Genomic DNA, 15,150 nt, shown 5'->3' with positions numbered 1-15,150 from the left:
TCTAGCTCTTGGCTAGAAAACTATATTTTGTTGAACTTTCAACCCGCCTCTAGCTGTGAGGGGTATTGAAACCCTCACGTAATTTGATTTTGCAGCCGTTTTTAACCATTTCCCACCAGCAAATTTTGCCTTCGAGTTGGGACTGCGATCGCTTCATCAACCCAAACCAAGATTTGTAGATGTAATTCACTGTGGCGATCGCACTCGTGTAAAATCTTCCTGGTTGACCTGTGAAACCTTGAAAAAGCAGAAAGACCAAGAGCCAGAGTTATTTACTTCAGGTACAGGTAGACGCTTTATATTGTTGTCAGAAACACAGGAGCGATCGCCGTTAGGCGTACCGTTGGCGGAGCCTCTCGTTCGCGCAGCGTTTCCGACAGGAGAAGAGAAGGTATCGCTTGAGCTTGTGGAGTTTGACAGAAAAAAGGTGATCGCATCTTTGGATGAAGGTAAACCTGTGATTCCCGTTTGGCTGGACCAAATTTATCAAAAGTTGGCGCTGAAGTTGGGAAAAAGTTAAAACTTCTGAGATAAAGCAAAAATGGTGTTTACGCTGAGAGCTTCGTGCTAACTTTGGTAAGACAGGAGTGATTTGATGAGCGACTTTAGCAAAGAGACAGACGCACGTATTAATATTGATGATCTTCTCCGCCAAGCAGGATGGAACCCGGCTGATAAATCTCAGGTAATGACTGAGGTTTCGGCTCAAATGGCAGATGGTAGGAGAGGTAGAGCCGATTATGTACTGCTTGACCAAAGAGGTCGTCCCTTGGCTGTGATTGAAGCTAAAAAGCGTGCGATTGAGCCTTATGTTGCTAAAAATCAAGCACTTCCCTATGCTCGGAAGCTGGAAGCACCATTTATTTTCCTCAGTAATGGCGAACTGATTTATTTCTGGGACTATCAAAACGATGATGCGCGGATTGTTAATTCTTTTTTCTCACGGCGAGATTTAGAGCGATTGCTGGAAATGCGCTCAACCCGTCAACCCCTAGCTACTATTGAAATTCCTGAATATTACACTCGACAGGGTGAAATTCGCTTAGTTCGTCCCTATCAAAGGGAAACTATGCAAGCTATTGACCATGCGGTTGAATTGGGCAAACGGCGATTTTTACTCGAACTGCCAACTGGGACAGGGAAAACTGATTTAATTTGTCTGCAATTAAAACGCCTAATTCAATCAGGATATGCAGAAAAAATTCTGTTTTTAGTAGATAGGGAGCAATTAGCAAAACAGGCATTAGAAGCAATTCAAGATGTTTTAAATCAGTATGGTAGCTACTGGCTCAAGCCGAGTGTGATCCGGCAAGAGCAGCAAATTACAGTTTGCTTACTCCAAACAATGATTAGCCGTTATCGGGAGTTTACTAGTGGCTATTTTGATGTTGTTGTGGCTGATGAATGTCACCGTTCGATTTATGGTGTTTGGCAGACTGCACTTACACATTTTGATGCGTTTCATATTGGTTTAACTGCTACGCCAGCAGCTTACATTGAACGTAACACTTTTGATTTCTACAGCTGCCGGAATGAGCAGCCAGATTTTACTTACTCTATCCAAACAGCATTTGAGCAAAAGTATCTTGTTCCCTATCGGTTTGCCACTGGCATCACTGAAATTATTGCTGAAGGTGCTGAAGTTGATGAGGTTTATTATGACCCAGCAGCCTTTGAACGCAAATGGACTAATGAGGCGAGTAACCGCCTAATGATGCAGGAATTTGATAGATTGGCTTGGGAGAATTATCAAGAATTAGCACCAGGACAAAAGATTGGGCCTGGTAAATCAATAGTATTTGCTTTGACAAAAAATCATGCGGCACGGTTGACAAGATATCTTAACGAATTACATCCAGAATGTAAGGGTCGTTACGCTGAGGTAATTACCAGTGATGTCTATAATGCTGATGACTTAATTCGTCAGTTCAAATATGAGGATTACCCCCAAGTTGCAGTCAGTGTTGATATGCTCAATACTGGCTTTGATTGCCGGGAAGTTTTGCATTTAGTTATGTGTCGAACAGTGCGGAGTCCAATTCTTTATCAACAGATTCGTGGACGGGGGACAAGGACTGCGCCACATATTGATAAACGCAAGTTTGTTATTTATGATTTCTTCGGAAATCACCAATATTTTAATGACAGCGATACTGATATTTATGCTGAAACTGGTCGAGGTCATGTATCAACTAGAAGCAACCAGCAACAATCCCGTCTTCGGTCAGAATTAATTGAATTAGGGCTTAGGGATAGATGGCAGCAATATGTCAGTTATGTAGAAGTAGGTACAGAAGGGGAGCGGGTTGATAAGCGGGATTATGTCACTAATTGGGAGCAAACTATTCAATCTGCTGTTAATAATGATCCAACACTCCAGAAAATTCGAGATGGAGAATTGTTGACGGAAACCGAAGAAACGGAACTGGTGCGGCGTTTGAATATGCCCCGATATTACTTTAATGAAGAGAACCTGCGACGAGCTTACCGAAATTATAATGGTAGCCTGATTGATTTTATTCGGGCAGCATTGGGAACATTAAAGATTAAAAGCCACGAAGAATTACTGGAAGAAAACTTTAGAGCTTGGTTAGTTTCTCACTCTTTCGCACCAGCGCAAGCTCAGTATCTTTCTTTGTTGAAAAATCGGGGTATTGCCAAAGGTCAGCTAACCATAGATGATTTATTCTTGCCACCCCTCTCAGTTCTCAATGCTGCTGGTTTAGGTATAGAACTGTTTGGTGAGCAGGGATTGCGGGATATTTTTGATGAACTAAACCGCTCTGTGTTTACGGTGGATGCTACAGGTACAGAGGGTTAAAAGAACAATATGGATCAAGAAATTCGTCGCAAACTCAAGCATATTACTGATACTTTATGGGCTGGTGGGGTAACAAATCCTGTCACTTACATTGAGCAGATTTCTTACCTCATATACCTAAAGTTGTTGGATGAAGAAGAAGCAAATCGGGAGTTACGCGCCCGTCTGACGGGTAATAATGGTAATGCTAAATTACTATTTCCCCAGCAAGCAGAACGCTATCGCTGGTCAAAATGGCGTTTCAAAAGTGGTACTGAACTGCGCGACTTTCTGCGGGATGAGGTTTTCCCGTATATGGCGAATTCTTTGCTGAAAGATGAGCCAAAAGTGGCAGAATATTTCCGGGATGCGGTTTTAGAAATTAATGACCCGAATGTTCTCAAGTTGGTAGTTGATGAACTGGATACCTTGGATTTCCTCAAAATGGGTCAGGATGTCAAAGGTGATATTTTTGAGTACCTGTTAACCCATTTAGGTCAATCTGCGCTTAATGGTCAATTCCGTACTCCCCGACAGATACGGGCGTTTATGGTGGAGATGGTTGACCCAGATTTGGGGGATACTATCTGTGATTTGGCTTGTGGAACAGCAGGATTTTTAATTGATAGTATTGAGTATATTTTGGCTAAGTACAGCGAAAATCCCATAGAAGTGCCGATTTACGGTGAAGATTGGCTGGAAAAACGGGGACTGACTTTGGCCCAAGCAAAACAGCAAATCCCCAATCTCCAGACTTATCGCAAAGGAAATGGGGATAGATTACCTGACTGGAAACTTTTGGAAGAGTCGATTTATGGCTTTGATGTCTCCCGCCAGATGATGCGAATTTCGATGATGAATTTGGTGCTGCATGGAATTCGCAACGCCAAGCTGAAGGTAGCAAATGTGTTGTCAGATATGGGGGGACTGACAGAAGATGATTTGCGCCGTCGCTATAAGGTGATGTTTGATAATCCCCCTTTTGCGGGAACGTTACCCAAAGATTCTATCCGTGGGGATTTACCGACAAATTCCAAAAAAAGTGAATTGCTGTTTTTGGCTGCAATCATGAAATCTTTGGTAGCGGGTTTTAGAACTCTCAGAAAAATGTGCTTCTTTCATTCGTTGCGAGGGAGGTTTCATACTTTTGATTTTTGCTACTTTACCATTTCAGTGAATGACACAAAGCATCTTTGACACCAACCATCAACCCCCACAACCTTAGTTTATTTGAAAGTTATCATAACCCTGTGAGCCGGATTCGTATTGAGTAATATGAAGTGAGTTTTGGTCGAGAAAAGAAAAAAGCAAATATAAGTCTAAAAAAATTTTTTACACAACAGCTATAACACTATTAACTTAATAAGAGTGCTCAGAGATATTTTATGGCTTTAAAACTACATTTGCTGCGACACGGTGAAACAATTTACAGCCAGACTGGGGGATACTGTGGAGAACTAGATCCGGAGTTAACACCAGAAGGGACACTCATGGCTAAAGCATTCGCCGAAGCATATAGTTCCATACCTTGGACAGCAATTTATGTTAGTCCCAAAAAACGAACTATTGCCACAGCCAAGGCATTGTGTGACGCTATAGGCATGAAAATGGAGCTGCGAGACGGACTTAAAGAAATCAACTATGGCAAATGGGAAGGTCAAGACGTCGATTTTGTCAAGCAGTACTATCTTGATGATTACTTGCGTTGGTTAGCCGAACCAGCTTGGAACCCACCTACAGGAGGAGAAACAGCAGTGCAGATTGCTAGTCGTGCTTCTCTTGTGATCACAGAAATTACAGAAAAACACCCAGAAGGTAACGTTTTAGTTGTTTCTCACAAAGCCACCATTCGGATTATACTTTGCAACCTATTAGGCATTGATTTAGGACGCTATCGCGATCGCATCGATATGCCAGCAACCTCTGTCAGTATTGTTAAATTTGATATTCATGGCCCCATGCTGCAAGTATTAGGCGATCGCAATTACATGACAGAAGAATTGCGCTCACGACCAGGGACGTAGGGGATCGGGGATTGGGGATAAGGGAGTGGGGGGAGTGTGGGAAGTGTGGGGAGAATTATTTGACAAGTCTTTTCCCAATGCCCCATGCCCCATGCCCAATGACCAATGACTAATGACTAATGACCAATAACCAATGACATTAATGACATATTATGAAAATCCTCGTACTTAACGCCGGGTCTAGTAGTCAGAAAAGTCGTTTATATGAAATTGTTGACGATCGCTTACCAGACCATCCACCACAGCCGCTTTGGAAAGCTAGTGTAGACTGGACTCATCATCAAGGATTTGCTGAACTCGAAGTTAAAACTGCTAATGACGCAGTTTTAAATGAAAAAATTCAGGCTGATTCTCATGCATCTGCAACTGAGCATTTATTGCAGACTCTGCTTGAGGGTGAAACAAAGGTGATCAAAGAAGCTCAAGAAATTGATGTAGTCGGTCATCGGGTAGTACATGGCGGACAGGAATACCATCAGCCAACTGTGGTGACACAAGAAGTCAAAGCAGCCATCAAACGTTTAGCAAGTTTTGCTCCAATTCACAATCCAGCTAACCTGGAGGGAATAACAGCAGCGCAAAAGATATTTCCTGATGCTCCTCAAGTTGCAGTATTTGATACAGGCTTTCATAGCCAAATCCCTCTACCTGCGGCTGTTTATCCTGGCCCATACGCATGGTATGAGCAAGAAAATATTCGTCGTTACGGTTTTCACGGTATTAGTCACCAATATTGTAGCCAACGAGCAGCACAATTACTAGGTAAAGACTTAAATTCCTTGCGCCTGATTACATGTCATTTAGGTAATGGTTGCTCTTTGACAGCAATTAAAAATGGTAAAAGTATTGATACTACAATGGGATTTACGCCCTTGGATGGATTAATGATGGGGACTCGTTGTGGTTCTCTCGATCCTGGTATTTTAATTTACCTTCTCCGTCAGCAAGGAATAGATGCGGACAAATTAGATGATATTCTCAATCACAACTCTGGATTGAAAGGTATTTCTGGTATCTCTGCTGATATGCGAACGATTCAAACAGCTATTAGTGAAGGTAATACCCGCGCGAAGTTAGCCTTTGATATGTATATTCATAGATTGCGATCGCACATTGGTTCAATGTTGGCTACACTCTCTGGATTAGACGCGATAGTATTTACTGGGGGAATTGGAGAAAATCATTCTTTAACGCGAACTGCTGCGTGTGAAGCTTTTGCATTTTTGGGTCTCAAACTTGATGAAACTAAAAATCAAGGTTCACCCAAAGACCAAGATATTGCAACAGCAGATTCTAGTGTTCGCGTTTTAGTGATCCAAACTCAAGAAGATTGGGCAATTGCAAAGGAATGTTGGCATTTATTAACCACTAGTACTTCACCAAATTAATTTATCTGCCATTTTGGCAACTTTCCCTAATTCTGATAAGTACATTGTAAACATATGCCGTCCTTTAGCAAATTGCGAAAACCTCCTCCCCCGGTAGCCATCTAATTACCGGGGTTTTTCATGAAAAAGTATAATCTGAGCGCGTGAACTACCTACACCCCTAACTTTTCCAAGATGGGCTGAGTAGAAACTATGTGTCTTTCCAAACCCAGTTCTTTCGGACTAATGCCGATCGCTAAGGCAACTAACTGTGGTAAGTGTAAAACTGGTAGACTCAGTTTGTGTCCAATCACCTTTTCTACTTCTGGTTGACGAGAATCTAAGTTGAGGTGACATAAAGGACAGGGTGTCACCATACAATCAGCACCCGCTTCTATGGCTTCTTGAATATGCTTACCAGCCATTTTGAAGGACTCGGTAGTAGCATAACTAGCTAGAGGCCAACCGCAGCATTGTGTACGACCTCTGTAATAAATCGGTGTAGCCCCTACTGCTCGAAATACATCTTCCATTGTTTCTGGCTGGAAGGGATCATCATAAGGCATAAATTTTTGGGCGCGCAAAAGATAGCAACCGTAAAAAGCAGCACATTTGAGTCCCGTTAATTTACGGCTAACTCGTTGTTGAATTTCCTCTAAGCCATAATCTTTGGCGAGAGCATAAAGCAAATGTTTGACTTCTGTGGTTCCCCGATAAGGTGAACAGCCTTCTTTTTGAAGCAAACTGTTAACTTGTCCAACATAAGCCGGATTTGTCTTGTGACATTCTTTAAGTTGTTCATCAACACGACCAATTACACCTTGACAAGTACTACAATGAGTCAGTAAAGGTAAATTTAATTCTTCTGCCAAAGAGATATTTCGAGCATTGACAGTATCTTCTAAAAGTTGAGAATCTTCCTTAAAAGTACCAGAACCGCAGCAAGCAGCTTTTTTGAGTTCAATGAGTTCAATTCCCAATGCTTTACTTAAAGCAACTGTGGATTGATGAAGTTCCCGACAAGCCCCTTGAGCAACACAACCTGGGTAGTAAGCGTATTTCAACGTATGGGATAGCATAGAAATTGTAAATTATGAGGTATCATCCCTCGACAATAACTGTTTTATTATCGCTTTGCTCATCACTGATTAGTTTTGGTTACAAAACATTTGGTGCTGAAGCGTGAGACAGGAAGCCTACATTGACCTTCAAGGAGCGTGTAGGTACTTCACTAAGAATTGCAAAACAGAATTGTTTAAAGGGTGTATGTGATCGCCCTTTCGGATTAAGATGTATATGCTCAAAACCACATAAACCATAAAGAGCGGACTATAGCAACTGGTTGAGGAATTAAATCTATGAGCCAAGCGGACATTTTTGAAAAAGTTAAGGAAATCGTCGTTGAGCAACTGGGTGTTGAACCCGAACAGGTTACACCACAAGCTAATTTTGCAAATGATCTAGGCGCGGATTCCCTAGATACTGTTGAGCTAGTAATGGCTTTAGAAGAAGAATTTGATATCGAAATTCCTGATGAAGCTGCCGAAAAAATTACCACAGTTCAAGAAGCACTGGACTACATCGACAAAGAAGTTGCTACATCCGCATAGAGAGCATAGGGCATAGGGCATAGGGCATTGTAAAAATTACCAAGAATTTGGGTTTACAGCCTCGCCCTTCTAGGGCGAATAGATATCAAAATAAAGCCCAATTCCCAACTCCCAACTCTTAATTCCCAATGCCCGATTTGCAATTCCTAATGCCCTATGCCCAATCCCTGTTTTGTTCTACCGGAGAGCCACTTGTAACTTAGTCATGACAGATTTGATACGTAAACGCGTTGTTGTAACTGGTGTTGGCGCGATTACACCGATAGGTAATACACCAGTCGAATATTGGGAAGGATTGGTAAGCGGACGTAATGGCATTGGCGAAATTACTTTGTTTGATGCTTCGCACCACGCTTGCCGTATTGCTGGTGAGGTAAAGAATTACGATCCACACGATTATATGGATCGTAAAGAAGCCAAGCGCATGGATAGGTTTTCTCAATTTGCCGTTTCAGCAGCCAAACAGGCTCTAGCGGATGCACGGTTAACTATTAACGACCTTAATGCTGAACAAATAGGTGTGATCATCGGTTCTGGTATTGGTGGTCTAAAGGTAATGGAAGAGCAGCAAACGGTTTACCTTAACCGTGGTCCAGACCGCTGTAGCCCGTTCATGATTCCCATGATGATTGCCAATATGGCTGCGGGATTCACAGCAATTCACATTGGTGCCAAAGGGCCTAATTCTTGCTCAGTAACAGCCTGTGCCGCTGGTTCTAACTCCATTGGAGACGCTTTTCGCCTGATTCAAGGTGGATATGCCCAGGCAATGATTTGCGGAGGAGCAGAAGCAGCTATTACACCTCTATCTTTTGCTGGGTTTGCTGCCTGTAAAGCACTTTCGTTTCGTAATGATGACCCCGCTCACGCCAGCCGTCCTTTTGATCAAGACCGTGATGGATTTGTCATGGGCGAAGGATCAGGAATCTTAGTTCTGGAAGAAATGCAACACGCCATCAGTCGTGGTGCGAGAATTTATGCCGAAATCGTCGGTTATGGTATGACCTGTGATGCTTATCACATGACTTCTATTGAACCAGGTGGAGTAGGAGCGTCACGCGCCATCCAATTAGCACTTAAGGATGCACGATTAACTCCAGAAATGGTTAACTACATCAACGCGCACGGCACTAGCACTCCAGTCAACGACCCCAACGAAACCGCAGCTATCAAAAAAGCTTTAGGTGATCATGCCTACAAAGTAGCAATTAGTTCTACTAAATCTATGACGGGTCACTTATTGGGTGGTTCTGGTGGCATTGAAGCAGTAGCAACAGTACTAGCGATCGCCAATGACCGACTCCCACCCACAATTAACCTGGAAAACCCAGATCCAGAATGTGATTTGGATTACATAGCAAATGTCAGTCGTACTGCGCGCGTTGAGGTAGCACTATCCAATTCTTTCGGTTTTGGTGGTCATAATGTAACGCTAGCATTTAAAAAATTTGTTTAGGAATTAAAAGGGATCGGGGAAAGGGGATCGAGGGACAAAACAGACAAGGGGGAATTATTTAACAAGTTTCTTGCCAAGCTCCTTGCTGCCTGCTGCCTGCTTCTTACTCCCTGCTCCCTTGTCCCCGATCCCCAATCCCCGATCCCCAGAAAAGACGTATTGTCTCTTACACCCTGCTCAAATCATTCCGTCCCTTTAACAACTGAATATTAAAGCTAATCCTTCCTAGAATAATCCTAAAATCCCAAATAAAAAATCCTCAATTCTACGGCTTGTTTGTCAACAAGCACCAATGGGATGATGATACTATCGTGGGGAATTTTGATCCCCAGCAGGCGAAAGAAGCTTACAAGAGTGCTAACCCGTCGTTAAAAACAATCTTAAATTATGGCTGTTGCAACCCAAACCCTTGAAGAACTTTGTATCAACTCGATCCGCTTTTTGGCAATTGATGCCGTAGAAAAAGCCAAGTCTGGTCACCCAGGACTGCCAATGGGCGCTGCACCAATGGCATTTGTGCTGTGGGATCGATTTATGCGGTTTAACCCCAAAAACCCTTATTGGTTCAACCGCGATCGCTTTGTTTTGTCTGCTGGTCATGGCTGTATGTTGCAATATGCCCTACTGCACTTGACTGGTTACGACAGCGTTCAGCTAGAGGATATCAAACAATTCCGTCAATGGGGTTCAAAAACTCCTGGTCATCCAGAAAATTTTGAAACACCAGGTGTTGAAGTAACCACTGGGCCTTTAGGACAAGGAATTGCCAATGCGGTCGGTTTAGCGATGGCAGAAGCCCATATCGCTGCGAAGTTCAATAAACCCGATGCCAAAATTGTTGACCACTACACCTATGTGATCCTGGGTGATGGTTGCAACATGGAAGGTGTATCTGGTGAAGCCTGTTCTTTAGCAGGACACTTGGGCTTGGGTAAATTAATTGCTCTGTACGATGACAACCACATCTCTATCGACGGTTCTACCGACATTTCCTTCACAGAAGATGTAGGTAAGCGTTTTGAAGCATACGGTTGGCATGTACAAGTTGTCAGCGATGGCGACACCAACTTAGAAGCAATTGACAAAGCGATCGCAGCTGCGAAAGCCGTCACCGACAAGCCATCTTTGATTAAAGTTCGTACCACAATTGGTTACGGTTCTCCGAACAAGGCGAACACCGCAGGTGTTCATGGTGCGGCTCTTGGTGGTGATGAAGTGACAGCTACTCGCAATAACTTGGGTTGGGAACACGAACCATTTGACATCCCAGAAGATGCCCTCAAGCACTTCCGCAAGGCTGTAGAACGGGGTGCTGAGTACGAAAGCCAGTGGAATAAAGTTTTTGCTGATTACAAAGCTAAATACCCCCAAGAAGCGGCTGAGTTAGAGCGGCAAATTAGTGGCAAATTACCCGAAGGCTGGGAAAAAGCACTACCCACCTACGAACCAGGAAGTAAAGCGATCGCCACTCGCAAAACTTCCGAAATGACCCTCAATGCCCTAGCACCTGTGCTACCAGAAATGATCGGTGGTTCTGCTGACCTCACCCACTCCAACCTCACAGAACTCAAGGGAGCAGGTGACTTCCAAAAAGGACAGTACCAAAATCGTAACCTGCGTTTCGGTGTACGCGAACATGGTATGGGTTCGATTTGTAATGGTATTGCTTTACACGGTTCCGGGTTAATTCCTTACTGCGCTACCTTCTTGGTTTTTGCCGACTACATGCGGGCTGCAATTCGCCTTTCGGCATTGTCCCAAGCCGGAGTCATTTACGTTATGACTCACGACTCCATCGGTTTGGGTGAAGATGGCCCTACCCACCAACCAGTAGAAACCATTGCTTCTCTGCGGGTGATTCCCAACCTGACAGTGATTCGTCCCGCCGACGGTACCGAAACCTCTGGTGCTTACAAAGTTGCCATTGAAAATGCCAATCAACACCGCCCTACCCTGCTAGCATTGTCGCGGCAAAACCTGCCTCAATTAGAAGGAAGCAGCATTGAAGGTGTTACTAAAGGCGCTTACATTCTTTCTGATAGCGAAGGAACACCCGACATCATCCTCATCGGTACAGGTAGCGAAGTACCTCTGTGCGTTGATGCTGCTACTAAACTCCGCGCTGAAGGTAAGAAAGTTCGTGTTGTTTCCATGCCTTCTTGGGAACTATTCGATGCTCAAAGTCAAGACTACCGCGAATCAGTGTTACCCAAAGCAGTTAAAAAACGTTTAGCTGTTGAAGCTGCTTCTAGTTTCGGTTGGTGTCGTTACGTGGGTGACGAAGGCGCAATGATTAGTGTTGATCGCTTTGGTGTTTCTGCACCTGGTGGTACAATCATGGAGAAATTCGGCTACACCGTTGATAATGTAGTCGCAAAGGCAAAAGAATTGTTGGGTTAATTTGCAACAGGATAATTTTTGAATAATTTCTAGCAAGGGTGGGTGAAATCCTGCCCTTTTTTTTGTTTATTTGTAATACTCGTCTACAATGACTTTGATATGCCTAATATTTTTGAGTATTTATTTTAAGTTTGTACTTCCACTTTTTAGTACAATAATACTATATTTGCAGTGAAAAGTTACTATTTACACTGAGAGGCGATATGAAAGCAGAGCTTCTCAAGAGACTATTCAAGGCGATCGCTAGTTCAGACCAACAGGCGATTGATAAGCTCACGCACCTAGTAATTGAGGAAGAGCGGAGCAAAGGACACACGCTCCTAGCTGACCAATTAGAAAATATTACTAAAAAGAGCCAGAAAGAAAAGCCTACAGACCGCAGCAAGCCAACTTCCTCAGTATCAGAGGATTTACAGGCTTTAAGTGAACTACCAACGAGTAAGCGATTCAATATTCCCTTAGTCACTATCATACCGAGGGAAAAACTGCGCCATCATATGGTATTGCCTCAGAATATTGAAAAACGTTTCCGTCGCATTGAGTGTGAGTATGCGGCAAGAGATAGACTTGCTCATTATGGATTGCGTTATAGGCAAAAAATTTTACTATATGGTTTCCCTGGCTGTGGAAAGACATTGGGAGCAGAGCGTTTAGCTTGGAATACAGGTTTACCACTCGTAAAAGTTCGATTTGATGCAATGGTCTCGTCTTTTTTGGGCGAAACTGCAAGCAATTTAAGACTTGTATTTGAAGAAGCGTCAAAAAATCCATGTTTGTTGTTTCTGGATGAATGTGACTCTATTGCTAAATCACGAGAAGACTATCAAGAAGTAGGAGAAATCAAGCGAGTAGTAAATACATTTCTTCAAATTTTGGATGAGTATGAACCTTCCTCCGGTCTTTTGATTGCAGCTACAAACCTTAACAAATTTCTTGATAATGCCCTTTGGCGAAGATTTGATGACTTGATTGAAGTACCCAAGCCAAGAAAACAAGAGCTAGAATTTATACTAAAAGATACACTATCTGCAATTGAAGTAGGCTCTATAAATTGGTCGGGAATCATTGAGCAAATGAGTAATTTTTCTGCTGCTCAAGCTGTAAGAGTTGCACAAGATGCTGCTAAACGAGCTATTTTAGAGCGGGAGGAGCTAGTCATTCAGGAACACTTAGAAGAGGCTATTAAAGAAATCAAAGTTTCCTGGAATTAATTTTTGGCGTCTGGAGAACTAAATGGTTGAGCGTTCTGAGCGGTTACCGCATATCCAGCTTAGGCTTGCAAAAGAAGGAATTGCTGTACCTCCAACAGGAGGAGGAAAAAAGAATCCAATAACAGTTGCAAATGCTGGTAATCGACAAGGACATGGAAATAAACTAAAGATTTCCCTAGATTATTTAATCTCTAGTTGGCAAGATACTCAACAAAAACGAGAGGAAGAGCAAAAACCACCATTGCCTGAAACAGCAATACCTATCATCTTACAGGTTGATCCCACAGCGTTCGATGCAGAGAATTTGAGAAAATATGGTATCGAGGTCATCGCCGAGTTAGAAGAGTGGAATTCAAGAAAGACATTCTCTTCTGAAAGCAGCAATTGACTCACCAAATTCAAGGTCTTGGGTTCCAGGAGAAACTGATAAAACTGCCGATTATGTTAACAACGGTGGACACGGAACTAGAGTGGCTGGTGCAGTGCTTTACCCAAGGACTATACCTCGCACTGGCAATGACAAAGCTGTTTGCTGGATTCAAAATGCGAGGGTTCTTGATGCTAATTGCAAACTGCCTAAACAGCTATTTCCACCTACTCTAATGGGTGATGTTGTCGAGTTTTATCATCCTGCTTCAAAAGGGACAAAGATTTTCAACCACTCTATCACTGGGGTTGTTCCCTGCCGAATGCAATATATGAGTGCTTGGGCAGCAGCTATTGATAATTTGACATGGGAAAAAGATATTCTTTTTATTGTGGCAGCTGGTAATTTACCCTTAAATGGCAACATCGGCTCTACAAGATTATCTGTCAGCAATCATCTTTCAAAAAATCGATCATGCCCAGATTATCTGTTAGAAAATTCATGTAGAATAGCTAATCCTGCACAAAGTTTTCAAGCATTAACTGTTGGCTCGATTTCTCCAGCTTCTTATTATGCACCGCCTTATTCTTCGATCTCACAAAAAGATAAACCTTCAGCATTTTCATGCTCTGGATTAGGAATTTGGGAGACTATAAAACCGGAAGTAGTTGAATATGGTGGTGATCTCGTAAAAGATGAGGGTGTGCCACCTAACATTACCTTCCCTAAAAATGTTTGTCCTGAACTAGTGCGATCAACTTTGAGTGGTGGGCCAGCACTTGCTTCTGACAAAGTTGGAACATCATTTGCAGCACCAAAAGTTAGCCATATTGCTGCGCGGATTGCTGCTGAGTTACCCGATGATAGTTGCCTTTTGTACCGTGCGCTGATAGTACAATCAGCCAGATGGCCAGAATGGGCAATGATAGAGGATAACAGTAAAAAATTTGAGATTATTCGCCAAATAGGTTATGGTATCCCCAATCTTGAACGAGCTTTAAATAATTCTCCCAATCGTATTACTTTAATTACAAAAGGGGAGCGTCAGATTAAAGCTAGACAAGCTCATGTTTACCAAGTAAAATTGCCAGAAGAATTGCGTTCACAGGGACAAGAATTAGATATTCTGGTGGAAATTACCCTGTCCTATAAAGCACAACCACGTCGAACCCGCAGAAATCGCAGAAAATATCTTTCTACTTGGCTTGATTGGGATTGCAGTAAAAAAGGACAAGATCCAGAGCGTTTCCTTGAAAAGATTTTGAAAGAGTATGATGCTCCCGAAGATTCAGATAAGGGAGAGAAAGGTTTTAGATGGACTCTTAGCAAAAGAACTAAAGACGGGATAATCAAGGGAGTATCCAGAAGTGCAGGAACTATTCAAAAAGATTGGACTGTTGTGAAATCATTTGAACTCACAGAAGCTTTTTGCATTGCAGTAGTTGGACATGAAGGTTGGAACAACGACCCAAATGCTACAGTTCCATACTCTTTAGTTGTTAGTTTTGAAGCATTAGAAGCTAATATCCCTATTTACACTTCATTTGTCCAAGCTCAAGTTAAGCTAGAAATTGAGCAAAACGTGGAAATTGAAACGATACGTGGGTTTTAAAGCCATATCAAGAATAGTTCTTTTTCGGATCGAAAAAGGGTGGTTATTGAGTTGAAGTGCCGTAATTAAAGCAACTATCAACATAACGCATGTCTACATTTTTCCTTACTGAAAAATGTTTCACTAACTTTGTACTTGTTCAAAGTCTGCGGAGGGGCGTCTCGTGGACTCAAAACAAAGCTCAGGTAATGTCCGACGGAATACCGGGAGTCGCTGAGAAACCTACACTGTACTGCTTGCAGTCAGTGTAGGAGTACGTCACTAAATTCCAAATAAAAAACATCCAATCCCAATACGGTTCGG

At 42.6% G+C, this 15,150-nt stretch carries 12 protein-coding genes; 11 read left to right on the top strand and 1 reads right to left on the bottom strand.

Annotated elements, in window-relative coordinates:
- Positions 1-136 precede the first annotated feature (136 nt).
- From B4U84_RS21295 to B4U84_RS21275, 5 genes are all read left to right on the top strand, one after another.
- A complete protein-coding gene (locus tag B4U84_RS21295; protein WP_207390973.1) occupies positions 137-520 on the top strand; it encodes a hypothetical protein in 384 nt (127 codons plus the stop codon).
- A 75-nt stretch (positions 521-595) separates the two neighbouring features.
- Positions 596-2,821, top strand: coding sequence for a type I restriction endonuclease subunit R (locus B4U84_RS21290; RefSeq protein WP_131120489.1), 2,226 nt, complete (start codon positions 596-598; stop codon positions 2,819-2,821).
- A 9-nt stretch (positions 2,822-2,830) separates the two neighbouring features.
- Positions 2,831-3,997 (top strand): N-6 DNA methylase, encoded by a 1,167-nt coding sequence (locus B4U84_RS21285; protein WP_242677678.1) that lies wholly within the window; start codon positions 2,831-2,833, stop codon positions 3,995-3,997.
- A gap of 188 nt (positions 3,998-4,185) precedes the next feature.
- Positions 4,186-4,824 (top strand): histidine phosphatase family protein, encoded by a 639-nt coding sequence (locus B4U84_RS21280; protein ID WP_131120488.1) that lies wholly within the window; start codon positions 4,186-4,188, stop codon positions 4,822-4,824.
- A gap of 152 nt (positions 4,825-4,976) precedes the next feature.
- Entirely contained in the window at positions 4,977-6,212 is a 1,236-nt protein-coding gene (locus B4U84_RS21275) for an acetate/propionate family kinase (RefSeq protein WP_131120487.1), read from the top strand.
- A 152-nt stretch (positions 6,213-6,364) separates the two neighbouring features.
- Here B4U84_RS21275 and B4U84_RS21270 read toward each other — a convergent pair whose 3' ends face one another.
- A complete protein-coding gene (locus B4U84_RS21270; protein WP_017311152.1) occupies positions 6,365-7,270 on the bottom strand; it encodes a CoB--CoM heterodisulfide reductase iron-sulfur subunit B family protein in 906 nt (301 codons plus the stop codon).
- A gap of 279 nt (positions 7,271-7,549) precedes the next feature.
- Between B4U84_RS21270 and acpP the strand changes: the two genes are divergently transcribed.
- The 6 genes from acpP to B4U84_RS21245 all read left to right on the top strand — a co-directional run bounded on the left by acpP (position 7,550) and on the right by B4U84_RS21245 (position 14,847).
- A complete protein-coding gene (gene acpP, locus B4U84_RS21265; RefSeq protein WP_017311151.1) occupies positions 7,550-7,801 on the top strand; it encodes an acyl carrier protein in 252 nt (83 codons plus the stop codon).
- 205 nt (positions 7,802-8,006) lie between these two features.
- Complete coding sequence (gene fabF / locus B4U84_RS21260; RefSeq protein WP_131120486.1) at positions 8,007-9,257, top strand: beta-ketoacyl-ACP synthase II; 1,251 nt, start codon at positions 8,007-8,009, stop codon at positions 9,255-9,257.
- Positions 9,258-9,644: 387 nt separating this feature from the next.
- Positions 9,645-11,657: a transketolase gene (gene tkt / locus B4U84_RS21255; RefSeq protein ID WP_131120485.1), complete on the top strand. Its 2,013-nt coding sequence runs from the start codon at positions 9,645-9,647 to the stop codon at positions 11,655-11,657.
- Between the two features lie 203 nt (positions 11,658-11,860).
- A complete protein-coding gene (locus tag B4U84_RS21250; RefSeq protein WP_131120484.1) occupies positions 11,861-12,868 on the top strand; it encodes an ATP-binding protein in 1,008 nt (335 codons plus the stop codon).
- Between the two features lie 22 nt (positions 12,869-12,890).
- A complete protein-coding gene (locus B4U84_RS31245; RefSeq protein ID WP_207390972.1) occupies positions 12,891-13,256 on the top strand; it encodes a hypothetical protein in 366 nt (121 codons plus the stop codon).
- On the top strand, positions 13,219-14,847 hold the full coding sequence (locus B4U84_RS21245) for a S8 family peptidase (protein ID WP_207391001.1): 1,629 nt from the start codon (positions 13,219-13,221) through the stop codon (positions 14,845-14,847). The genes B4U84_RS31245 and B4U84_RS21245 overlap by 38 nt, the downstream gene beginning before the upstream one ends.
- Positions 14,848-15,150: the final 303 nt, after the last annotated feature.

It is taken from the genome of Westiellopsis prolifica IICB1, from assembly GCF_004323185.1.
In the GTDB taxonomy this organism is placed as follows: domain Bacteria; phylum Cyanobacteriota; class Cyanobacteriia; order Cyanobacteriales; family Nostocaceae; genus Pelatocladus; species Pelatocladus prolificus_A.
Note: the sequence above shows the minus strand (reverse complement) of the source record. Positions and strands in the feature narration are given on the sequence as shown.